Raw genomic sequence first — 23496 nt, forward strand, 5'->3', positions numbered from 1 at the left:
GCAATGCAGACCGAAATAGACTTCACACCGTCAGGTTGAGAGTGGAATAGACTGTCACGCGATACCTTATCGACTGGCTTAGCCTGGCTCGGCCTCTTGCATAGACTGTTTTCGCGGCAGATTCCCGGCCCGCTCCCGGCATTCGTCAGCACGTACCCAGCAATCGTTGCCGGGAAACCGCAGCCAGACAAAACGCCAGGCATTGCGCCCGCTCGCGTGGCGATTGGCGAACGACGACGGCGTCAATGTTGCGTCGTCTGCCGACACGATGCGATGACCGCTTACCTTGGCAAATTCCACCTCATCGCGATGACTCGTTCGCAATATCGTGCCTTCGGGCAGAAACAAGGTTTTCCACTGGAAGCCTCGCAAGGCTGGACCATTCGTTCGCAACACCGCGCGTTCGATATCCCTTGCCAGCCAATGTCTTATCAGATCATTGATGAACGCATCCGGTTTCAGGCCGGGACGTGTTTCAAGCAGATGGAGTTCCAGTTCCGGGAAATCCACGATGGGAAGATAGACTGCCTGCTTTGTTTCGCATTCCATGATTCGGCCCTTTCTAGAAGCGTCTAGAATATTTGACCGTGATAATGGAGCAAGATTGTTTTAGACTTTGATTTCTTCGATATTGATCAAATTAGACGTGCGGCCATACTTTTTAGATGGGTTTAGTCGTGGCGTTGGCGAAAATCGACACACATAGACTCTTTCAGTTCAAATTAGACCAATTTAGATCATTGTGAACCGGTCATCCTGGAGTATGGTACTGGCTCCAAATGAAAACCCGCATTCTTGCCGATATTGATCAGAGCGTTCGGAAGTTTTCACTAATACATATAATTGCTTGTGTCCGTTTCCGCCCCGAAGCAGACGTTACGCGACCGGCAATCTTATTCTTCCATGCGGCTTTTTGCGCCCCAAATGTAGTAGGAAGGTAACTTACGTTGGATGCCTGATCGATAAATTCCGACACCGGTCGTGACCTTAATTTCGCGAAGATGTGGAGCTTGCAGTCGCGCTGCATGCCATAGCACTTCGTCAACAGTGAATCCCGTAGGATTTTCGGATTCCAGAAGTACGCCAGGCTTGACACTTCCTTTCGGTCCAAATGGATGTAGATAGAGTTTTTCCGTATGCAGAAGTGGATTGCTTGCTTCGACTCCTGCCATAAATGATGTATGGCCGGGGAAGTCGTCCTCGGCCACTGGCGGTATCGATGGCCATTCAAGATCAGCAAATCGGGCAAAGCCGAAAGGCAAATCCGGACGGTGAATACACAACTCAACTTCCGTGTACTCGTCTGTTCGCAAATATGTAGACTTCTTTAACAACAGCGAAAGCGGAAGCCGGTAATATGAAATAGTGCGGTTCAGCGAGTCGATTCCCCAGCCGGGGATGTGGGGCCACCAGCAATCGTACATGACTTGTTCGTCGTCAAACGCAATGACTCTGATCGGACAGCTGTCCCATTCCCGCTGAAAAACCGCGCCCACGTGCAAGTCGCTTGGGTTCATTGTCATTATGATCCGATTCGGGGGTTATTGATGCCGCTGGTAGCCGTTGGCCTTGCATCCAGATGCGTTACTAGGAATGGCCGCTTTTGGCCGAACCCGGCCATTCACCAGCATAGCAGGTTGGCAAGCGGGGAAAATCACACATTGTCACGACCGGCCGCTCAGGCCACGAAGCAGCCATAGATGAATCGCTGAAATCCGCAGCCCCCTTATCGTTGGGAACTATTCGTCGGAAGTCGATGCCTGGGATGAGTCCATAGCTCCTGTTCTGGATCGCGTGCTGAGTCGAGCCGAATGTTCTATGACGATGCTGGTCCATTCGCATTTTTTCGGGATCAGTTCAGGAAATTCCTGTACCGCAGGGTTGATGATGTATTCAATTATTTCCCCCATCACTCGGCCAAAGTATGCTTCAAGTCCTGCGCTTGCTCAGCAGGTAGCCCCGCCAGTGCGGTGGTCAAGGAAAAATCCAGCGCAGCCAGTGCATAAATTCCCCCATCTCGTGTAGCGCGAGAACTTGCAAGTGTTGGATGGACCATATCATCTCCGTCTGCATTCACCTAAAGCAGAGTACGCCAGCTGACCGGTGCTGCCCCATTGCAGACGTTCATTAGCAGCCGTGGAGACTGCAATTGGCCAGTGCATCAACTTGGCCACCACTTGTTTTTAGCCCGCTGCCGAACCTCGGGGTCACTTGGGCCAAACTGTTTTATTTCCCATGCCTCATCTACAGTCAACTTGCGGACACCACAGTGCAGGACACTGCAGCTTCGAGGTTGTGAACCGTCTATCAACGAGATACCCCAAATGTCGTCATTTTTATAGTCGACTTTGACACATAGAACCGGGTGGCAAGCACAGTCCTCGTAAATGTCGCCCGGCTTAATTTGTAAGCTCTTTTGGGCTTTGATGAGGCGCTTTTCAATTTCTCTCATGACAATGTATTTTGGTGAACTCGACTACGTACAAGACTGTCGTCTATGCGACCGTCCGCTTCAGGCCGATCTCGGCCGTTCGACCAGCATAGTAGCTTGCCAATCCGGAAAATTCACAGACTGTCACGACCGGCGGCTGCCGCCCCAAAGTGGACGGTCGAGAAGTCTCAACTGGGTGTAGTCGGTACGGTGTTTAGCAGAACAGTAACTCGTTTGGCCTCAGCGGTCAGTGCATGCTCTCGCAATACGTATAATAGATTGCGGAGGTAGACCGACTCCTCAACCAGAATTTCGTACCCTGGGGGGATGGCAATCGCATAGCCGTATAGTAGAACCGCCCCGTCGGGAACATGGACACCCTCTACCTCCGCCATGTATCCATCTACATCACCAGGGTAGATAGCACCGAATCCGCCATCGCTATTTCCGAATCCATGCCGTTGCTCAGCGAAGTCAACTAACTTAGCAAGGTTTGACCAAGCATCAATGACTTCTCTGCATGCAATCTTGGCATCTGGTGCGTCCATATATTCTTCAAATGTGCTGAACTTGAATGACTGCTTCTGACCGATAGCTGCCTGTCGCGTTAGGCTATCAGCTTACAAACCAGCAAGCCTACAGAATTTCATAGCGGCTGTTTTCCGAGCATTTCGACCTAAAGCTTCAGCAGAGTGAATTAACGGCGGGTAGTGGTCACCTAGTTTGAGGAGGCCGATGGGAATGCTGCCGGACTGCCAGGGCATGGTGACGGCAGTATATGTGCAGGCTGCCCTGCCAAGTTCAGAACTCCTTCGTGCATGCGCGCTTGACTTTTTTCCTGCCGCTGCCTGTGTAGGTGGTCGTCACGTGCTGGTAGCATCGGAATTTATCGTTCCGGTACACCGGCGACACCGAATACTCCTCGCGCTTGACCAGCTTTCCCTTGACCCAGCAGTGCTTCTCGGTGCCGACGTCGGCGGCGCCGCTTTCCAGAAGGCGGTTACGCAGTTTCTGTCGCGATCGTCAATATCCAGGCCGCCGATCGCTGACAGCCCTTCGTGCAGCACGAAGCGCCGCGTGGCGCGCTCATACAGGAACACTGCATGGCTTTCGTTGCCGATGCCCGCTTTGTCCTGGAGCACGGCCAGGTCGCGGCAGCCGTCGTTGTTGAAGTCGCGGGTGTCGATGCCGGGCGCGGTGGCGTCATCCGGGTCAAGCGCCTCGCTGTGCGCGTACCAGTTCTCCAGCTGGCCGATCTCATGCAGCACCTTGCCGGTGCGCACGTCGCGAACGCGCACGCTGCCCTTGAGCTCGAATTCTTCTTTCGTGGCCGGTACCCACTCGACCCGTAGCGCGCTGGCCCCTGACTTTCCGCTGTTCGGGCCGCACCAAGGATCTGCCTCCGGTGCCACGGCAGCTGCTGCTGCCGCCAGGTGGGCCATCATCCAGACAAGGAAAGCAAGGAAGTCCGGTAAACGCGCCACGGTATCACTCCACAAATGATCGGGACGCCAAGCTTACTATATGTGCAATTTTCCAGTAAAGCGTACTTCGTTCGACGGTGCTTCCAAATAACCAGTTTCCTGTCTGTTTCATGCGCAGCTGTCAGGCTGGCAGGCTGGCCGCTCTGAGCTTCAGGGCGCTCGCACTTCCGGTGCCGCCCCAAAGCGGACCCTTGCACCGGGGTCGCTGCAGATAAAATTTCATGCTTTCTCCCCGTGGCGAACGACGTTCACCCATAGCCGACGGTCATGGCTGCCACGTTTCGCAGAAGCAAAAACAGGCTACCCCCCGCTCGCCTAATTGACTATGCGTGCACAGTTTGCAAATCCAGCGCCCACAAGATCTTTCTCGATTACAGCCGTCGCCACGTCGCAGCCAATCAGATGAACCATTTTGCCGGACCTTCTAAATATCCTATGTAATAACGTTCAATTGAGTCATCAATGCGTCGATCTTGCGCTCAAGCCTCGGGTTCGATGCTCCGATAAAGAACCATATGCAGGCGAAATTCACCACGGGGATGAGGGCAAGAATCGTCCCCAGAGCGACGTTCCCTCCTGTTTCCATGGCCGGAAAGTAAGCGGAAACAGCCATGCGCCAACCGGTTCAAATCGGCCAACAATGCCGGCCATAGCCGCCGGCATCATGGCGAGCATCGCTTCCTCACTTCGGCAGCGCAAAATCCCCCTCCACCCGCAGCTTCGCCTCGCCCACCCGGGCGAACTTCGGCTGCCCGCCGCCGGCATACACGGTGTACTCGCCTGCCCGCACCGAACGGCCGCCCTTGGCATCGACCTGCGATTGCGCACGGGCGTCGATCTCCAGCGCGACAGTCCGGCTGGCGCCCGCCTTCACGTGCACGCGCCTGAAACCGGCCAGCACCGGGTTCGACCGGTCGCCCGGCTTGGCCAGGTAGACCTGCACGACCTCGTCGCTGTCGCGCTTGCCGGTATTGCGCACGGTGACCGTGGCCTTGACGTGCTGCCCGGCTTTCACGCGCGCGGCGGACAGCTTCGGCGCCGCGTAGCTGAAGCTGGTGTAGCTGAGGCCATGGCCGAACGGGTGCAGCACCGGGCCGTTGAAGTAGCGGTAGGTGCGGTTGCGCATCGTGTAGTCGGCGAACGGCGGCAGGTCCGCTTCCGAGCGATGGATCGTGTACGGCAGCCGGCCCGCCGGGCTGACCTGCCCGGCTAGCACGCGCGCGATCGCGGCACCGCCGCCCTCGCCCGGATACCAGGCGTGCACGATGGCGTCGGCGTTCGCTTCCACCCACGGGTCGGAGATCGGCCCGCCGGTGAGCAGCACCACCACCAGCGGCTTGCCTGTCGCCTTGACCGCCGCCAGCAGGCGCCGCTGCGCGTCCGGCAGCGCCAGCGTGAGGCGGTCGCCGCCGCGGAAGCCCGGGAAGTCCACCTTCATTTCCTCGCCTTCGAGGTCGGGCGACAGGCCGACCAGAGCCACCGCCACATCGCTGCTCCTGGCGGCGGCCACGGCGTCGTCGAGCAGCGCATCCTGCGGCGTCACCCATTCCAGCGTGCTGGCCCGGTCGTTCTCGGTGCGTGCGTAGTCGATGCGCACGCGGCGCGGCTTCGTGTCGTCGAACGTGAAGTGGATCTTGTTCATGCGCTGCTGGCAGTTGCCGGCCACGCATTCGGCCGTGTTGCCGGCGCCGATGCCGGCCTTCTCGGGGGAGACCACCAGTTCGTCGTCGATCCACACCTTGATGTTCGGCAGCGGCCGGTCGCGCGGCACGATCATGCGAAAGCCCAGCTCGTACTTGCCGGGCACCGGCGGCACGATCACCCCGGTCCAGCGCACCGAAAATTTCTTCGGTTCGAAGCCTTGCGGCGCGCTGTGCTCGAAATTGAAATTGATGACCGGGTCGGTGCGCGTCAGCTTCGGCGTGCCGGCGAAATCCAGGTTGTCGAAGTACTCGCCCTTCAGGCCGTGCTCGTCGCTGCCGGCCGCCACCCGCAGGAACGTCTCGGGAACCGGCATGCGCTTGCCGTCGATCAGCGGCGCGCCGGCCGCGTAGCGCACCTGCGCCGCGCCAAATGCCTTGCGCAGTTCGTCAACCGGCAGCGACGGGTGCAGGATGGTGCCGTTGTAGTTGCCTTCCAGGCTTTGCAGCAATGCCGCGTTCGGGCCGATGACGGCGATGCGCGCCTGGCTGGCGAGCGGCAGCGTCCCGCCCTCGTTCTTGAGCAGCACGATCGCCTCCTCGGCGGCCTGCTGCGCCAGCGCGCGGTGCCGCGCCGAGTTGATCTCGGCATACGGCACCTTGTCGTACGCGCTGCCGTCGAGAAGGCCCATGCGGATGCGGGCCGCCATCAGGCGTGCCAGCGAAGTGTCGATCTCGGCCTCGGTGATCAGGCCTTTCGCCACCGCGTCCGGCAGGCCCAGGTAGCTCTGGCCGCACACCAGGTCGGTGCCGGCCTTGACGGCCGTGGCAGCCGCATGGACGATGTCGGGCGAGGTCTTGTGGCCCGTGACCAGGTCGCGCACCGAGTCGCAGTCCGAGACGATGAAGCCCTTGAAGCCCCAGTCGCGGCGCACCAGGCCGTTCTGCAGCGGATGCGCGCACATCGGAATGCCGTCCACCGCGTTGTAGGCGCACATCAGCGAATACGCCCGGGCATCGACGATCGCGTTGCGGAACGCCGGCAGGTAGGTGTCTTCCAGGTCGAACGGCGACACGTCGACGTTGAAGCTGTGGCGCTCCGGTTCGGGGCCGGAATGCACCACGAAGTGCTTCGGCGTGGCCACGCCCTTGTACAGTTTCGGGTCGGTGCCCTGGATGCCGCGGATGAACGCCATGCCCAGCTGGCCGGTCAGGTGCGGGTCTTCGCCATAAGTTTCCTGGCCGCGGCCCCAGCGCGGGTCGCGGTAGATGTTGATGTTGGGCGTCCAGTAATTGACGCCGAAGTAGCGCGCCGTGCCGCCGGGATCGCGCCGCAGCGCCGCATTGAAGTTGGCGCGCCCTTCCAGCGCGATCGCATCGGCCAGGCGTTCCGTCAGCACGGTATCCCACGTGGCGGCCAGCCCGATCGCCTGCGGGAACACGGTCGCATGCCCGGCTCGCGCCACGCCGTGCAGCACCTCGTTCCACCAGCCGTAGCGCTTCAGGCCCAGCCGCTCGATGGCCGGCGCGCCGCTCTGCATCTGCTCGGCCTTTTCCTTCAGCGTCATGCGCGCCACCAGGTCGTTCGCGCGCGCTTCCGGCGACAGCGACGTGTCGCGGTACGCGGCATCGGCCTGCGCGCGGCTGCTGCCCGGTGCGCAGGCCAGCGCTACCGCGAGCGGCACGGCGGCAAGCATGCCGAGGCGCGGCGAGGTTCGGGATGGCGGGATGGACGGACGGCGGATGCCGGGGGTGGCTGCGGGGTGCATGGGTCTCCTGTGCGGTTTGATGACCGGCATCGTGGCGGACCGCCAGCCTGCCGGCGCGGCCGGATGCCGGTTCACTTGCCGGTTTATCCGCCAATTCTGCAGCCCCGCGGCAGCCGCCGCAATTTCGAAAATCGTCAAACGCGGAGCGTTTTTACGATCCGCCCGCCGTACCCGGGGCAGTCCTCATGCAGCCGGCACCTCGTCGATGCCGAAGTACACGGGCAGGCCGAGCTCGCGGGCCTGGCGCACGTCGCCGTCGGCACCGCGCGAGGCACCCGGGATCCGGCAGACGGCACCGCAGCGGGCGATCACGCGCCGTGCCACGTCGTACAGGAATTCGGCCGGCACATATTCCGCGACACGCCCGTGCCCGGCGTGCTGCGCCAGCGGCAGTGCGAGCCATTCGCCGATCAGCGGCACATGGCCCTTCGCGTAGACCTGCCAGGCCGCGCCTTCGAGCGCGCGCAGGTTGCGCGCGATGTGCAGCAGGTCGCCTTCAGTGCCGCTGCGGTAAGGGCCGGCAATCAGGATGGTCATCGGTTTCATGGTGTTTTTCATATCGTTAAGGAAACACGATATTACATGACGCTGCACGATATTGCACGATTCTGCACGTTAATTCACCATGCAAATGATGGATGACAACGCGCAGTTATTTGGACTGTTATGCACCGGATTGATAACGCGCATCAGAAATGGCAATTGGCCGCGGCGGCGGCGGCGCGCCATAATGCATCCGTCTCCTCCGATTGTTCGGATCACCGAATCGGACTTCAGCCCGCTCCCTGCAGCGGGCTTTCTTTTGCCCGCGCCGGTTCGCTCATGGCATGAGGCGGCCCGGGGTGGCCCGCGCCATTGGCGTGCACGATGGCGAGCCGCTCGGCGCCCACCGCGGTGACCGCATAGCCGTTGCGGCCGGCGGCCTTCACGCCGTACAGCGCATAGTCGGCCGACTGCATGATCGCTTCGGCGCTCGTGTGGTGGCGCGTGACGGAGATGCCGATGCTGGCCGTGACGCACAGCGTCGCGCCGCCGGCGCGGAACGGTTCGGCCATCGCCGCCAGGATCTTGCCGCCCAGCTGGTGCGCCTCGTCGAAGCCGCGCACCTGTTCATAGACGATCACGAACTCGTCGCCGGCCAGCCGGGCCACGGTGTCGGTGCAGCGCACGGCGCCCTGCAGCCGCCGGGCGAATTCCACCAGCACGGCATCGCCCACCGCGTGGCCGTGGGTGTCGTTGATGCTCTTGAACCGGTCGATATCGAGGAATGCCACCGCCACCGAGTCGCCCGAGCGCCGCGCGCGCGCCAGCGCGGCCGGCAGGAACTGGTCGAACATGCGGCGGTTGTGGGTGCCGGTCAGCACGTCGGTGGTGGCCATCCGGTGCAGGTCGTCCGCCGCCTGCTTGCGGGTGTGCGACAGCCGGTACAGCGCGCGGCTCAGCACGCCGAATTCATCCTGGTTGTCCACGTTGAACGCGCTGATGTCCGTGGCGCCCGCATCGATGCCTTCGACGCTGCGCTGCAACTGGTCCAGCGGCTCCATCAGCACCTTCACCAGGCCCCAGCCGAACACGCCCGCCATCACCGTGAACAGGCCGGCCGCGCCCAGCGCGTTGAACCACACCGAGGCCATCGGCGCGAAGGCGTCGGCCAGCGGATACGATACCGCCACCGTCCAGTCAACGTGGCGCAGGCGCTTCCACGCCACCAGCGACGGCTCCTTCTGGTCGAGGATATCGGCGCGCCAGCCTTCCGCGCCCTCCATCGCGGCGGCGATGGCCGGGCGCTCGTCGGCCGACGGGCGGGTCAGGATCAGGTCCTTTTGCGGATGGTGCACGACGGTGCCCTCGGTGTCGACGATGAACAGGTAGCCCTGTTCGCGCGTGCGCAGCGCCTCGATCTGGGCGGCGAACGCCGGCCGCAGCAGGTCCATGCCGCCGACCAGGATCGCATACACGTCGCCGCGCGCATCGATGAGCGGCTGCGTCACGGAGACCACCGGGCGGCCCGACAGCGCGCTGCGGAACGGCGCCGTGATCACGCTTTCGCGCGAGCGCAGCGTTTCCTGGAAATACGGCCGCGCGCTGACGTTGATCATCTTGTCGTTGCGGTTCCTCAGGCTGGCCACCCGGTCGCCGCGCGCGTCGAACGCGGCCACGTTGACGAAGCCGTCACGCAGGGTCGTGTGCGATTCCAGCAAGGCCTGCACGTCGGCGGGGCCCAGATTGCGCGACAGCGCTTCCTCGGCGACGCTGCGCAGCAGTTCCTGCCTGGCACGCAAGTCGCTGTCGAGGTAGGCGGCGGCCCCCGACAGGGCCGAGATCTCCTGGCGCGCGATCATGCGCTGGATCTGCGCTTCCGCGATCAGCAGCGAAATGCCGCACACGCCCACGGCGGCGATCAGCACCATCGCCGCGACCAGGGCGGACACCTTGAACTTGAAGCTGGTGAAATGTGAGGCGGCCGATGGCACGGCATCTCCTGGCGCACGATGACGCATCGATTCGGTGATCCGGCGGGAGATGGGCCAGGAAAGCGGCCGGCACGTTGGCAAGGGGCGGGTCCGCGTGTGCACGATTATAACGGGAGCGCATTCCCACCGCTTCATCCATGCAAGTCTTGTTGCCCCATAACAACATCATTCCGCACAGCTACAGCGTGCAACTTTAAACCGACTCAGGCATTATCGAACCCGACACCGGGAAGGAGAACAAGAACTGCATGGAGACGCGTTCCGGTCCGACCATCACCCCCACCCTCGCCACCGCCGGCAGGATCGTGCTGTGCACGCTCGCCTACCTGCTGGGCGCCGCCGTGTGCATTGCCGCCTCGGTCCCCACGGGGAACAACAGCCCGGTCTGGATTCCGACCGGCATCGCGCTCGCGGCGGTGCTGCGCTTCGGGAACCCGATGCTGGCCGCGGTAGCCGCCGGCGCCTTCATCGTCAACCTGTACCTGCTGCTGCACGAGCACGGCGTGGGCACCATGGCGGTCCCCGCGGCCCTCGTCATCAGCGCCGGCAACACGCTGGCCGCCGCCGCGGCCAGCTGGCTGATCCGCCACGGCGCGCGCCTGCTCCGGCCCGACAGCCCGCTGGTCGTCTATGGGTACGTGGCCGTGGCGGCGCTCACCGCGACGATCGGCGCGACGCCCGGCGGCTACGCGCTGGTCTTCGCGGGGCAGGTGCCGTGGAGCGGCGTGGGTCCCGTGATCACGCTGTGGTGGCAAGGCAACGTGATGGCGATGCTGCTGGTGACGCCGCTGCTGTGGGCGTGGCGCCCGGGCCCCGCGTTGCGCCGGCTGCGGCCGCCACGCGTGGCGGCCGGGCTGGCATTGCTGCTCGTGTCGACGGGGCTCGCGAGCGCGTGGGGCTTCCGGCTGGCGCCGGCGGCGCTGCAGGCATGGATGCCGCTGCTGATGCTGGGCCCGGTCATCGGCGCCGCCTGCCGGTTCGGTGCGCCGGGCGGGTCGGCGGCCGCGGCCATCGTCGCGGCCGGAGCCGTCGACGCCACGCTGGCCGGCGCCGGCCCGTTCGCCACCCGCGACCAGTTCCAGTCGCTGCTCGGCCTGGACATCTACCTGGCGCTGGTGGCCATCGCCGCCATGGTCGTCACCAATACCGCCGCCGGGCACTGGCGGCCAGCAGCCCGCCAGGGGCCGGGCCGCTGGCCGGCCGCCACGCTGGCGCTGTGCCTGGCCGTCACCGTGCCGGCATGGCGGATCGTCAACGCGCATACCGAACACCGCGTCCGCGAGCAGTTCGACGCCATCATCGACCTGACGTGGCAGCAGATGGATTACCGCATCGCCAACTATCGCCGCCTGCTGACGGCAGGCCGCGCGTTTTTCGACGCTTCGGAAGAAGTCGGCGCCGCCGAGTGGCATGCCTACGTGGCGGACTTCGACGTGGAACGGGCCTTTCCAGGCACGCTGGGGCTGGGCTACGCCAGCTGGCTGCGCACCCCCGGCGAGGCCGATGCGTTCGTGCTGCGCCAGCGTGCCCGGCGCCCGGCATACCGCATCTGGCCGGAGCCGGTCGGTTGGCCGGCGGCGGCGGTGACCTACCTGGCGCCGTCGAACAAGGCCAACGAGCGCCCGCTCGGCTACAGCATGACGTCCGAAGCCAACCGGCGCCAGGCCCTGGCCGCGGCGGTCGCCAGCGGCGGCATCGGCAGCACGGGCACCCTGCTGCTGGTGCACGACTTCGAACAGCGCACGCGGCGCGGCTTCCTGATGTTCCTGCCGGTGTTTCGACCCGGTGCGCCCACGGCGACGGCCGACGAACGTCGCGCCGCGCTGCGCGGCTTCATCTTCAGCCCGTTCCGCATCGACAACATGGTGGGCAGCATGATCGGCAAGCGCGATGCGTTCACGCTGCGGATCGTCGACCTGCATGCCGACATGGCCAGTGGCGAGATCTACAGCAACGCCGCGGGCGAGCCGCGCGGCCCGCGCTATGTGCGGCCGCTGTCGGCGGTGCGCACGGTGGCGATCGACGAGGCCGGGCATCGCTGGCGGCTGGAATTCACCGCCACGGCCAGTTTCGAAGCGGGCGTCGACCGGCAGGGACCGCCGCTCACGCTCGGCCTGGGGTCCATGATCAGCTTCCTGCTGTTCAGCATCGTGCGCGGACTGGCTTCCACGCGGGAGTGCGCGCTGGCGATGGCGCAGGAGATCACGCGCGAACTGCGGCTGCAGCAGCGGGCCGTGCGCCAGAGCGAGGAGCGCTTCCGCCTGTTTACGGCGAGCGTGCGCAGCCACGCCATTATCTTCCTGGACGAGACGGGCCGGGTGGAAGCCTGGAACGACGGCGCCGCGAACCTGTTCGGCCACGCGGACGGCGAGGCGGTCGGCTGCGCCCTCGACCTGTGGACCGAACCCGGGCGCGGCACGGCATTGCTGGCCGAGGCGCAGGCCGGCGGCAGCGCGACGGCCGTCACGGAACTGGTGTGCAAGGATGGCGCGCGCTTTCTCGGCGAGCTGCAGCTGACCGCGGTGCGCCGCGACGGCGTGCTGACCGGCTTTGCCTGCATCGTGCGCGACGTGACCGCCGCCCGGCAAACGGAAGAACAGATGCGGCAGGCGGTCGCGATCGCGGAGAGCGCCAGCCGTGCCAAGAGCGCGTTCGTGGCCAACATGAGCCACGAATTGCGCACCCCGATGAACGGCGTGCTGGGCATCGCGGCGCTGCTCGAACGCGGCGCGCTCGACAAGGAACAGCGCGGCCTGCTGCAGATGATCCGCAGCTCCGGCGAAACGCTGCTGGCGGTGCTGAACGACATCCTCGATTTTTCCAAGATCGAGGCCGGCAAGGTCGAGCTGAACCCCGAACCGGTGGCGCTGGACGACGTGGCCCTGGCCTGCGCGCGGCTGATGGCCGTGCACGGCGGTGGACGGTTGCGCATGCTGGTCGACGTGGCGCCGGCGCTGCCCGCCACGATCGTGGCGGACGCGCTGCGGCTGGAACAGATCCTCACCAACCTGATCGGCAATGCGCTGAAATTCACGGACCGCGGCGCGGTCGAATGCCGCTTCGTGCCAGCCCCGGCGGCCGGCGGCCGGCGCGTGTTGCGGGTGGAAGTGGCCGACACCGGCATCGGCATCGACCCGGAACAGCAGAAGCGCCTGTTCTCCGCGTTTGCCCAGGCCGACGCGTCGACCACCCGGCGCTTCGGCGGCACGGGCCTGGGACTGACGATCGCGCGCACGCTGGCAGAACTGATGGGTGGCACGCTGACCTTGGACAGCATGGCCGGCGCGGGCAGCACCTTCACGCTGACGGTGCCGCTGCAGGACGCCGCCCGGCCCGACCGCTACGCACTGCCGCCCGAGCACATGCACCTGCCCGTGCTGCTGTGCGAACCGGAAACACGCACTGTCTCGGCACTGGCGAACGCCACCGCGCACTGGGGCTGGCACCTGCATATCGCGCACGACGCGGCGCGCGTGGGCCTGCTGCTTGCCGTGCCCGGGGCCCTGCCGTACGAACTGGCGATCGTCGGCCCCGGCATCGACGCCGCGCAGGTCGTGGCCGCGCTGGCGGCGCGGCGCGCGCAGTTGCCCGCCCGCTTCGCGCTGATCCGCATCCTGGCCGGCTTCGAGGCGCCGGCCGCAGATCCGCCCGCGCCCTTCCCGGCCGCCGTGGTGCATGCGCCGGCTACCCGCGCCGCGCTGCATGCCGCGCTGCTGGAAGCGCGGCGCATGCCGGCCGAGGCGATGCCCGCGCCGGTACCCGACGACGCCGGGGCGCCGCTGGCGGGCCTGCGCGTGCTGCTGGCCGAGGACAACGCGATCAACCAGACCGTCGCCGTCGCCCTGCTCGACTACGCCGGCGCGGCCGTGACCGTTGCCGGCGACGGCGCCCAGGCGGTCGCCCTGCTCGAGCGCGATCCGCATGGCTTCGATATCGTGCTGATGGACGTGCAGATGCCGGTGATGGACGGCCTCGCCGCGACGCAGGCGATCCGCGCCACGCTGCGCCTCGACCTGCCGGTGGTGGCGATGACGGCCGGGGTCACGCAGGAAGAACGCGATGCCTGCACCGTGGCCGGCATGGACGATTTCATCGCCAAGCCGATCGAGGAGGCCGAGCTGGTACAGGTGCTGCGCAAGTATCGGGCCTCGCATCGGGCCTCGCATCGGGCCTGACATCGAACCTGGTATCGCGCCTGGCATCGAGCCCGACGTCAAGCCTGAAGTCGGGCCTGAAATCGCGCGGCCGAGCCGGCCGGCGCGAATCTTCAGTGCACCGGCAGCACGAAATCCGGATACCGCTCGCGCAGCGCATCGAGCTCCGACAGGGTGCCGGACAGGTGCTGGCGCACCCACGACTGCGCGCGCGCGGCATCGCCGGCGCCGATCGCGCGGGCGATCTGGGCGTGCTGTTCGAGGATCGAGCGGGCCTTGCCGTTCAGCGGCAGGTGCAGCCGGCGCAGCCGGTCCAGGTTGCCACTGCCGTCGCGCAGCCGGTGCCACAGGCCCGTCAGCAGCGCGGCATCGTACATGGTGCGGTGGAATTCCATGTCCGCGGCGCTGAAACTGGCCAGGTCGCCCCGCTCCAGGCAAGCCTGCTGCCGGGCGACAAGGTCGAGCAGCCGCGCGGCCAGCTGCGCGTCGCGCCGTTGCGCCAGCGTGTGCACCAGTTCGAGCTCCACCGACAGCCGCAGGAAGTGCGCCTCGCGCGCCGACGACAGGTCGACAGCGCGCACTCGCGTGGCGTGCTGCGGGAAGACTTCGACGAGCCTTTCGTCGTCCAGCCGCGCCAGCGCATCGCGCACCGGCGTCACCGACACGTCGAAATAGCCGGCCAGCTCGGCGCGCGACAGCACGGCGCCGGGCGCCAGCGCCAGCGTGACGATCAGTTCGCGCAGGTGTTCGTACACCTGCAAGGCCGCGCTGCGGGACCGGTCGAGCCGGAAAGTGCCTGGCAACGTGTGTTCGCTCATGTCCTGAATTCTCCATGCCCGGCCGGCCGCGGCGCGTGCGACCGGAATCAACTTCGTGAGCGATTGACGGCGGCGGCCGCCGATCGCTGGACAGTGCGGCGCGGCCCCGGATAATCGCCCGGATCGACCGAACCGAGCCACAGCAATGTCCCTGCCGCCGACCCGTGCCATTTCTGCCGCCAGTGCCGCCCGTGCCGGCAGCCATGCCCTCGCGGCGGCCCTCGTGCCGGCCGTGCTGGCCCTGCTGCTGACCGCGCTGCCGGCCGGCGCCGCCGTGCGGCTGCCGGCCATCCTCTCCGACCACATGGTACTGCAACGTTCGGCCACCACGCCAGTGTGGGGCTGGGCCGACGCTGGCGAAACGGTGACGGTGCGCTTCGGCGCGGCCGTCGCCGCGACCCGCGCGGGAGCCGACGGCCGCTGGCGCGTCGACCTCGACGTGGCCGGCGCAGGCGCCGGCGCAGCGGGCGGAAACGAGCTCGTCGTGCGCGGCGCGGCCGGCGAGGTCGTCGTGCGCGACGTCCTGGTGGGCGACGTCTGGCTCGCCTCCGGCCAGTCGAACATGCAAAAACCGCTGGGCGAGCGAAAGGGCGAGCGCCCCACGTTCAACCACCGCGACGAAATCGCGGCGGCCGAAGCGCCAGGCGTGCGCCTGTTCAAGGTGGCCCGCGGGCGGGCGCAGCGGCCGGCGGACGACGTGGCCGGCGAATGGGTGCGCTGCAGCCCGGAATCGGTGAAGCGCACGGCCTTTTCCGCGGCGGCCTACTTCTTCGGCCGCCGCCTGCACCGCGAACTCGGCGTGCCTGTCGGCCTGATCGATGCGAGCGTGGGCGGCACCCGGATCGAACTGTGGACGCCCTCCGCCGCGCTGGCCGCCTCGCCGGGCCGCGCGCCCGCCGCCGACGACGCCGTGCTGTACAACGCCATGGTGGCCGGGCTGGCGCCGTTCGGGCTGAAGGGCATGCTGTGGTACCAGGGCGAATCGAACCTGATCGACGACGGCGACGGGGCCGCGTACACCGCCAAGATGGCCGCGCTGGTCGGCAGCTGGCGCGGCGCGTTCGGAAACGACCTGCCTTTCTACTATGTGCAGATCGCGCCGCACCTGTACCACGTGGTGCGCAGCGCGAAAGTCGCCGATGCCGAAGCGGCGGCCCGGCTGCGCGCGGCGCAGGCCGCGGCGCTGGCGATTCCCGGCACCGGCATGGTCGTGACGACCGACCTGGCCGACGACCTGGCCGATATCCACCCGCGCGACAAGCGCCAGGTGGGCCTGCGCCTGGCGAACCTGGCGCTGGCCGGCACGTACGGCCGCAAGGATATCGAAGCCTGGGGCCCGCGCCTGCGCGCCATGCAGGTCGACGGCGGCCGCGCGCTGCTGTTGTTCGACCATGCGGACGGGCTGTTCGCCAGCGACCGCAAGCCGCTGTCGTGGTTCCAGGTCGCCGGCGCCGATGGCCGCTGGCATCCCGCCAGGGCGGAAATCGAGCGCGGCCGCGTGGCCGTGCACAGCGACAGGGTGCCGCAACCGGCGGCGGTGCGCTTCGCCTGGGACGAAGCGGCGCAACCGAACCTCGTCAACGGTGCCGGCCTGCCGGCCATGCCGTTCAGCACCGCCGAACCGGGGACGGTTCTTTCCGATACATCGGTTGCTGTCCCTGCCCATATGCCGCCTGCGGCGCCTGCCGCCGGAACGCAGGCGGCCCGCTTTTCGGAGCCTGCTCACCATTGAGATTTTTTGCCCCACAGTCAGCGCGGTGGAGCCTGCCGCCTCTAATATATTAGTATTTTTGGTCCACTCGACCCAACCGTGCAACCCGTTGTTCCAACCGATGGACGCCCCCGATGACAGCCTGCCTCACTGCCTCCCGCCGCCTCGGCGCCATCCTGCTGGTTTGCGCCGCCGCCGGCTGCGCGCTGCCGGTCCAGGCCGCGCGTACCGTATACAACTTCAATCCCGACTGGCGGCTGGCCGTGGCCGACCCCGCGGATGCCGCAGGCGTGGCGTTCGACGACAGCACATGGCAACGCGTGACGCTGCCCCGGGCGTGGAACGAGGACGATGCCTACGGCAAGGACATCGTCGATCACCGAACCGGTATCGCCTGGTACCGCAAGCACTTTACGCTGCCGGCGGCGGCGAAGGACCGCAAGGTGTTCCTCGAATTCGAAGGCGCGCGCCAGGCGGCCGAGGTGTACGTCAACGGCAGGCGCGTCGGCCTGCACGAGAACGGCATCACGGCGTTCGGTTTCGACATCACCGGCGCGCTGGTGCCCGGCCGGAACGTCGTGGCCGTGCGCACCGACAACAGCTGGGAATACAGGGAAGCGGCCACGGGCCAGAAGTACCAGTGGGCCGACCGCAACTTCAACGCCAACTACGGCGGCCTGCCGAAGAACGTGAAACTGCACGTGACGGACCGGCTGTACCAGACCCTGCCGCTGTACTCCACGCTCGGCACCACGGGCGTCTATGTCTACGCGCGCGATTTCGACATCCCCGGCCGCCGCGCCACCGTGTGGGCCGAGTCGGAAGTGAAGAACGAGCACGGCCGGCCCCGCACGTTCGCGTACGAAGTGCGGCTGCGCGACCGCGACGGCAAGGAAGTGGCGCGCTTCGCCGCCCCGCCGCTGACGTTGGCGCCGGGCGCCACCGCCACCGTCAGCGCCCATGCGCCGGTGGCCGGCCTGCACTTCTGGAGCTGGGGCTACGGCTACCTGTACGACGTCGAAACCACGCTGAAGGTGGATGGCAAGGCGGTCGATACCGTTGTCACGCGTACCGGTTTCCGCAAGACGCAATTCTCGGACGGCATGGTGAAACTGAACGATCGCGTGATCCAGCTGAAGGGCTACGCGCAGCGCACGTCGAACGAATGGCCGGCCGTCGGCATGTCGGTACCGGCGTGGCTGAGCGACTACAGCAACGGCCTGGCGCTGGCCAGCAACGCGAACCTGATCCGCTGGATGCATATCGCGCCATGGCGGCAGGACACGGAATCGCTGGACCGCATCGGCCTGATGCACGCGATGCCGGCCGGGGACTCGGAAAAGGACGTGACGGGCCGCCGCTGGGAACAGCGCGTCGAGGTGATGAAGGATGCCATCATCTACAACCGCAACAGCCCCAGCATCGTGTTCTATGAAAGCGGCAACCGCGGCGTCAGTGCGGAGCACATGCGCGAGATGAAGGCGCTGCGCGACAAATACGACCCGCACGGCGGCCGCGCCTCGGGCAGCCGCGAAATGCTGTCCGCCGAATTGCAGGGCATCGCGGAATACGGCGGCGAGATGCTGTACATCAACAAGAGCGCCCGCATCCCGCTGTGGGCGACGGAATACTCGCGCGACGAGGGCGCCCGCAAGTTCTGGGACGAATTCACGCCGCCGTTCCACAAGGACGGCGACGGCCCGCAGCACAAGGGCCAGCCCGCACCCACCTACAACCGCAACATGGATACGCACGCGATCGAGAACGTGAAGCGCTGGGTCGACTACTGGCGCGAGCGGCCGGGCACCGGCACCCGTGTATCATCCGGCGGCGTCAATATCGTGTTCTCCGATTCGAACACGCACCACCGCGGCGCGGAGAACTACCGCCGCAGCGGCGAAGTCGATGCGATGCGGATCCCGAAGGACGGCTTCCATGCGCACCAGGTGATGTGGGACGGCTGGGTGGACGTGGAGCGCCCGCGCGCCCATATCGTCGGCCACTGGAACTACGCGCCCGGCACCGTCAAGCCGGTGACCGTGATCTCGAGCGCGGACAGGGTGGCGCTGTACCTGAACGGCACCCGCCTCGGCGAAGGGAAACAGAGCGAACGCTTCCTGTTCACGTTCGACGATGTGGCCTGGCGGCCGGGCGAGCTGAAGGCCGTCGGTTTCGATGCCGCCGGCCGGAAGGTCTGCGAGACGGCACTGGAAACGGCCGGCGCGCCCGCCGCGCTGAAGCTGACCGCGATGACGGCTCCGCAAGGCCTGCATGCGGACGGCGCCGACCTGGCGCTGGTGCAGGTCGAAGTGGTCGACGCCCGGGGCCGCCGCAACCCGGTCGCGCTGGACACGGTGAAATTCGACCTGCAGGGCCCGGCCGAGTGGCGCGGCGGCATCGCCCAGGGCCCGGGCAACCATGTGCTGGACCGCGAGCTGCCGGTCGAGGGCGGCGTCAACCGGGTACTGGTGCGCGGCACGCGCGAGGCGGGCCGCGTCGTATTGCGCGCCACCGCCCCGGGCCTGGCCGCCGCGCAGGTCGCGCTGGACACCGTGCCGGTGACGGTGACGGGCGGACTGGCGCGGCGCTTCCCGGCCGATGCACTGCCGCTCCACCTCGACCGCGGGCCGACGCCGGCCACGCCGTCTTTCAGGGTCTCGCGCGTGGCCGTACCGGTCGCCTCCGTCGAAACCGCCGGCAATGCGGCCGATGCCGCGCTGACCTTCGACGACGACGAAACGACGAAGTGGTCCAGCCAGGGTGCCGCGGCCATCACCTATGAACTGGCGCAGCCGGCCGCGCTGACGGAAATCTCGTTGAAACTTTCCGGCTGGCGCGAGCGCAGCTACCCGCTGCGCGTGTTCGTCGACGGCGAACAAGCCTGGAGCGGCATGACGCCGAAGAGCCTGGGTTACGTGACCCTGCCCCTGCGGCCGATTCAGGGCAAGCCGGGCCGGGGCAAGGGCGGCGGCAGCGTCGTGCGGGTGGAACTCGATGGCGAAGCCGACGAAAACAACGCCATCAGGCTGACCGAGGTGGCCGACCAGGCGATCACCGACACCGGCGCCAACCGGACGCCGAAGGGCGTGCTGTCGATCGTCGAAATCGAATTCTACCGGGCGCCCTGAGCGGCGCGGCGGCCCGGCGGACACACCCATAAGCCCGCGCTTATCGGTCGCCCTGCCGTTTCCGATTGGCCTTTCCATTGCCCCGCCCCTACCATGGTGGCAACGAAAGGAGTCACCATGACCACCCGCCCCCCGCCACCACTGCCGCCTCCGGCGCCGCGCAGGACGCACTGCCGGCTTCGGTTGCGATCTTTGCCGGCCTGTCGGCCAGCCTGGTCGCCATCGGCCTCGCCCGCTTCGCCTATACCCCGCTGATCCCGCCGCTGATCGAGGCGCACTGGTTCGGCGCCAGCGACGTCGTGTATCTGGGCGCCGCCAATTTCGCCGGTTATTTCGCCGGCGCGCTCTCCGGCCGCCGCCTCGGCGCGCGTTTTTCCAACCGCACGATGCTGCGGCTGATGATGGCGCTGGCGGCGCTGTCGTTCGCCGCCTGCGCGGTACCCGTCTCGCTGGCATGGTACTTCGGCTGGCGGCTGCTGTCCGGTTTCGCCGGCGCCGTGGTGATGGTGCTGGTGGCGCAGACCATCCTGCCGACCGTGGCGCCGGCCCGCCGCGGGCTTGCCAGCGGCGCCATCTTCATGGGCATCGGCGCCGGCATCGTGGCTTCCGGCACGCTGGTGCCGCTGCTGCTCGGGTCTGGACTGGCGGCGGCCTGGCTCGGGCTGGCGGCCGTGTCCGCGCTGCTGACCGTGCTGACCTGGCGCGCCTGGCCGGCCCACGCGCATGTGCCGCCCGCCGGCGACGGCGAACAGCGCATGCCGGCATCCGTGCGGCTGCTGTACGCGGCTTACGCGGCGGTGGCGGTGGGCCTGCTCGGCGCGGCCGTCTTCCTCGTCGACTACGTGGCGCGCGGGCTGGCGCGCGGCACCGGGGCCGGGGCCGTCTACTGGATCGTGTATGGTGCCGGTGCGCTGTCCGGCCCCCTGCTGTATGGCCTGGTGGCCGACCGGATCGGCTTCGGGCGGGCGTTGCGGCTCGGGCTCGTGCTGTCCGGCGCCGCGGCGCTGCTGCTCGCGTTCGTGCCGCACCCGGCGGCGCTGGGGGCGGCCAGCGTGCTGCTGGGCGCCTTCACGCCGGGCGTGGTGACGCTGATGATCGGCCGGCTGCACGAACTGCTGCCGGGCGACACCCATGCGCAGCATGCCGCCTGGGGCCATTCGACCACGATGTTCGCGCTGTGCCAGGCACTGGCCGGCTACGCGTTCTCGTTCCTGTTCGCGCACAGCGGCGGCCGGCACCACGTGGTGTTCGTCGCCTCCGCGCTGGCGTTAGGGGCCGCGCTGCTGCTGGAAGCGGCCAGCGCCACCCGCCGCTGACGCGGCAGCCCAGGGATACTAAGTCCCGCGCCGGGCCTGCGCGACCTCGTGGCGGCGGGTCTCCTCGACCGTGATCTCGAGAAAATCCCGCACCACCGGCTGCGTTTCCCGTGTGCGCCAGAACGCGTGCATTGCCAGCGGCGGCAGCCCGGGTACCGGCAGCGCGATCATGCCCGGCAGCGGCTCGGGCAGCGCGAACGCGGTGCCCAGCATGCAGCCGAGCCCTTCGCGGGCCAGCTGCACGCCGGTCTGCACCTGGCTGGTTTCATAGACGATGTCCGGCGCGGCGCCGGCCTGGCGGCACGTGGCCAGGACGCGGTCGTACACCGAAGGATTGACGTCGCGCCCGAACATCACGATGCGCTCCAGCGCCAGCCGTTCCAGGCTCACCTGGCCGCCGGCCGCCAGCGGATGGTCGTCGCGCACCAGCAGCTTCCAGCCGGCGGACAGCAGCGGCTCGACGCTCACCGCGCCATCGGCCGGCAGCCATTGCGAAGGGTCGTCGAGGATCACCGCGATGCCGAGGTCGATGCCGCCGCGCTGCAGCGCCTCGACCTGGGCCGCCGCATCCATCTCGCGGCGCGAAACCCTGACTTCCGGGTAGAGCGCGCGCAGCCGCTTCAGCGCGGCGGGCAGCATCGGCACGCTGGCATATTCCACGAGGCCGATCGACAGCCGCATGTCCTGCAGGCCGCCGGCCGCGCGCGCGAGGCGCGTGGTGTCCTCGATCAGCCGGAACAGCTGCTGCACCCCATCGCGAAACACTTCGCCGGCCGGTGTCAGCGCGACCGCGCGCTGCCCGCGCGCGAACAGGCGCACCCCCACCGCTTCCTCGAGCCGGGCGATCTGCTGGCTCAGTGCCGGCTGCGTGATGAAGCACAGCTGCGCCGCGCGGCCGAAGTGCAGTTCCTGCGCCAGGGTCAGGAAGTAATGGTATTGCCGCAGCTCGCCGGTTCTCGTCATCGGCCGATTGTAGACGTGCACCGGCACCCGGGCAATGCGCCGGACGGCGCATCTCCCATCGGGGCGACGCCTCCTTCCGGTGGCCGCAGGATGCCGCTCAGCGGCTCAGCTGCTGCTCGCCCGGCTGCTGCTCCGACTTGGGCCGGAATTCCTGCGGGCTCATGCGCATGCGGCCGCGCCGGTCGCCCATCAGGTCGCGCAGCTCGCGGATTGGGATGCCGCTCGCTTCGTGCATGCGCAGCAGGATCGTGGCACCGACCGGCAGCCGGCCGTGGCGGATCTTGCTGAGCACCGGCGGCGCCACTTCCAGCGCGCGCGACAACGCGGCATCGTTCTTCGCCGCGAGCCGCTCGGCAAGCGCGTCGAGCAGGCGGCCCGGGTTGTAGTTGCTGCCTTCCTGATCGGCGCCGGTATTGTTGAGTACTGGTTCCATCACGTTCTCCTTGTCAATCGCTACCTGCTCGATATGCAGACGACAACGACACATATCAACAGGGTGATGACGAAAAATCAGGGGTTTTTGAGTAACGATATAAAAGATTTACACTTATCATTTCGCTAATTGGCGCAAAAGCTGTCGTGCTGCGTTTGTATCCGCCGGTAGCAATCCATTGCTCAGTCGACATCGATTTGCGCTAGAATGCCGGGCTTCGCCGGCTGCGGCGGCCCTTCCCCGCGTCCGCCCCGACGCGCCACCGATGGAGTCCGGATGTACCGAACCCGTTTTGCCGGCCCCTGGCTGGCCGCCTGCCTGCTGGCCGCGCTGCTGGTCGCGTCCCATGGCGCGTGCAGCGCCGCGCGCGCCGAACCCGGTGCGGGCACGGCGGACCCGCGCCCGGCATACATGTTCTCGCCGGTCAACCAGCACAATGTGCAGATCACGGCGGGCTACTGGAATCCCATCATGGATTACGTATCGCGGGCCAGCGGCGTGACGGTGCGGCTGAAACTGGGCCGCACCTCCGCCGATACCACCAGCTTCGTGCTCGCCCAGGAAGTGGATTTCGCCTTCACCAACCACCTGTTCGCGCCGGAACGCGAGCACATGGGCTGGCGCGTGCTGGCACGGCGCAGCGGCGCGCCCGTGCGCTCGCAGATCGTCACGCTGGCCGATTCGAAGGTGACCACCCTCGACGCGCTGGCGGGCGGCGACGTGGCATTCCCCGGCCCCGAGGCGACGATCGCCTACCAGGTCAGCCATGCCGAACTGGTGCGGCGCGCGGTGCGGGTCGACGTGGTCTTCGCCGGCAACATGGATGGCGCGTTCGCCCAGCTGGTCAGCGGCAAGGCCCGCGCGGTGGGCGCCAACTCGCAGCTGGCCGCCTCGTTCACCGCGCGCACCGGGCAACCCTTGCGCGTGCTGTGGCAATCGGAACGTTTCAACGACCTGGCCCTGATGGTATCGCCGCGCGTGCCGGCCGCCGCCGCCGAAGCCGTGGCGCGCGCCTTCACCGGCATGGCGGACGATCCGCAGGGGAGGCGCGTGCTGGACAGGGCCGCGGCGCTGGTGAAGAGCGCGCCGTTCGCATTCGTCCCCGCGACCGGGGCGGACTACGCCGCCTACCGCGACTTCCACGGCCGCGCACCGGCCGGACCGCGCTGACAATG

15 protein-coding genes are annotated in these 23496 nt (G+C 66.9%); 5 read left to right on the forward strand and 10 right to left on the reverse strand.

Features of this window, described 5'->3' with window-relative positions; all coding sequences use genetic code 11:
• Positions 1-78 precede the first annotated feature (78 nt).
• From GJV26_RS00925 to GJV26_RS00955, 7 genes are all read right to left on the reverse strand, one after another.
• Complete coding sequence (locus tag GJV26_RS00925) at positions 79-549, reverse strand: hypothetical protein (RefSeq protein ID WP_155706844.1); 471 nt, start codon at positions 547-549, stop codon at positions 79-81.
• 344 nt (positions 550-893) lie between these two features.
• Complete coding sequence (locus tag GJV26_RS00930) at positions 894-1517, reverse strand: hypothetical protein (protein WP_173346109.1); 624 nt, start codon at positions 1515-1517, stop codon at positions 894-896.
• Positions 1518-2619: 1102 nt separating this feature from the next.
• Positions 2620-2979 (reverse strand): hypothetical protein, encoded by a 360-nt coding sequence (locus tag GJV26_RS00935; protein ID WP_155706847.1) that lies wholly within the window; start codon positions 2977-2979, stop codon positions 2620-2622.
• Between the two features lie 315 nt (positions 2980-3294).
• On the reverse strand, positions 3295-3915 hold the full coding sequence (locus GJV26_RS00940; protein WP_155706849.1) for an XAC2610-related protein: 621 nt from the start codon (positions 3913-3915) through the stop codon (positions 3295-3297).
• Between the two features lie 682 nt (positions 3916-4597).
• Positions 4598-7324, reverse strand: coding sequence for a glycoside hydrolase family 3 C-terminal domain-containing protein (locus GJV26_RS00945; RefSeq protein WP_216643089.1), 2727 nt, complete (start codon positions 7322-7324; stop codon positions 4598-4600).
• Positions 7325-7507: 183 nt separating this feature from the next.
• Positions 7508-7870 (reverse strand): DUF4406 domain-containing protein, encoded by a 363-nt coding sequence (locus tag GJV26_RS00950; RefSeq protein ID WP_155706851.1) that lies wholly within the window; start codon positions 7868-7870, stop codon positions 7508-7510.
• Between the two features lie 227 nt (positions 7871-8097).
• The gene (locus GJV26_RS00955) at positions 8098-9798 is read right to left on the reverse strand and encodes a sensor domain-containing diguanylate cyclase (RefSeq protein ID WP_229427962.1); all 1701 of its coding nucleotides are present in this window, start codon (positions 9796-9798) and stop codon (positions 8098-8100) included.
• 248 nt (positions 9799-10046) lie between these two features.
• Here GJV26_RS00955 and GJV26_RS00960 point away from each other — a divergent pair, with 248 nt between their 5' ends.
• Positions 10047-13973 (forward strand): CHASE domain-containing protein, encoded by a 3927-nt coding sequence (locus GJV26_RS00960; RefSeq protein WP_155706855.1) that lies wholly within the window; start codon positions 10047-10049, stop codon positions 13971-13973.
• A gap of 92 nt (positions 13974-14065) precedes the next feature.
• On the opposite strand, the gene GJV26_RS00965 is transcribed toward GJV26_RS00960, so the two are convergent.
• Positions 14066-14770: a GntR family transcriptional regulator gene (locus GJV26_RS00965; RefSeq protein ID WP_155706857.1), complete on the reverse strand. Its 705-nt coding sequence runs from the start codon at positions 14768-14770 to the stop codon at positions 14066-14068.
• Between the two features lie 145 nt (positions 14771-14915).
• Here GJV26_RS00965 and GJV26_RS00970 point away from each other — a divergent pair, with 145 nt between their 5' ends.
• The 3 genes from GJV26_RS00970 to GJV26_RS00980 all read left to right on the forward strand — a co-directional run bounded on the left by GJV26_RS00970 (position 14916) and on the right by GJV26_RS00980 (position 20925).
• On the forward strand, positions 14916-16502 hold the full coding sequence (locus GJV26_RS00970) for a sialate O-acetylesterase (RefSeq protein ID WP_155706859.1): 1587 nt from the start codon (positions 14916-14918) through the stop codon (positions 16500-16502).
• A gap of 113 nt (positions 16503-16615) precedes the next feature.
• Complete coding sequence (locus GJV26_RS00975) at positions 16616-19609, forward strand: glycoside hydrolase family 2 protein (RefSeq protein WP_155706862.1); 2994 nt, start codon at positions 16616-16618, stop codon at positions 19607-19609.
• Positions 19610-19686: 77 nt separating this feature from the next.
• The gene (locus GJV26_RS00980) at positions 19687-20925 is read left to right on the forward strand and encodes a YbfB/YjiJ family MFS transporter (RefSeq protein ID WP_155706864.1); all 1239 of its coding nucleotides are present in this window, start codon (positions 19687-19689) and stop codon (positions 20923-20925) included.
• Between the two features lie 18 nt (positions 20926-20943).
• Here GJV26_RS00980 and GJV26_RS00985 read toward each other — a convergent pair whose 3' ends face one another.
• Both GJV26_RS00985 and GJV26_RS00990 read right to left on the reverse strand, forming a co-directional pair.
• Positions 20944-21888: a LysR family transcriptional regulator gene (locus GJV26_RS00985; protein WP_155706866.1), complete on the reverse strand. Its 945-nt coding sequence runs from the start codon at positions 21886-21888 to the stop codon at positions 20944-20946.
• 97 nt (positions 21889-21985) lie between these two features.
• Positions 21986-22321 (reverse strand): hypothetical protein, encoded by a 336-nt coding sequence (locus GJV26_RS00990; RefSeq protein WP_155706867.1) that lies wholly within the window; start codon positions 22319-22321, stop codon positions 21986-21988.
• 276 nt (positions 22322-22597) lie between these two features.
• On the opposite strand from GJV26_RS00990, the gene GJV26_RS00995 reads away from it, so the two are divergent.
• Complete coding sequence (locus GJV26_RS00995) at positions 22598-23491, forward strand: phosphate/phosphite/phosphonate ABC transporter substrate-binding protein (RefSeq protein WP_155706869.1); 894 nt, start codon at positions 22598-22600, stop codon at positions 23489-23491.
• Positions 23492-23496: the final 5 nt, after the last annotated feature.

This window comes from Pseudoduganella dura (assembly GCF_009727155.1).
Taxonomy (GTDB): Bacteria; Pseudomonadota; Gammaproteobacteria; order Burkholderiales; family Burkholderiaceae_D; genus Rugamonas; species Rugamonas dura.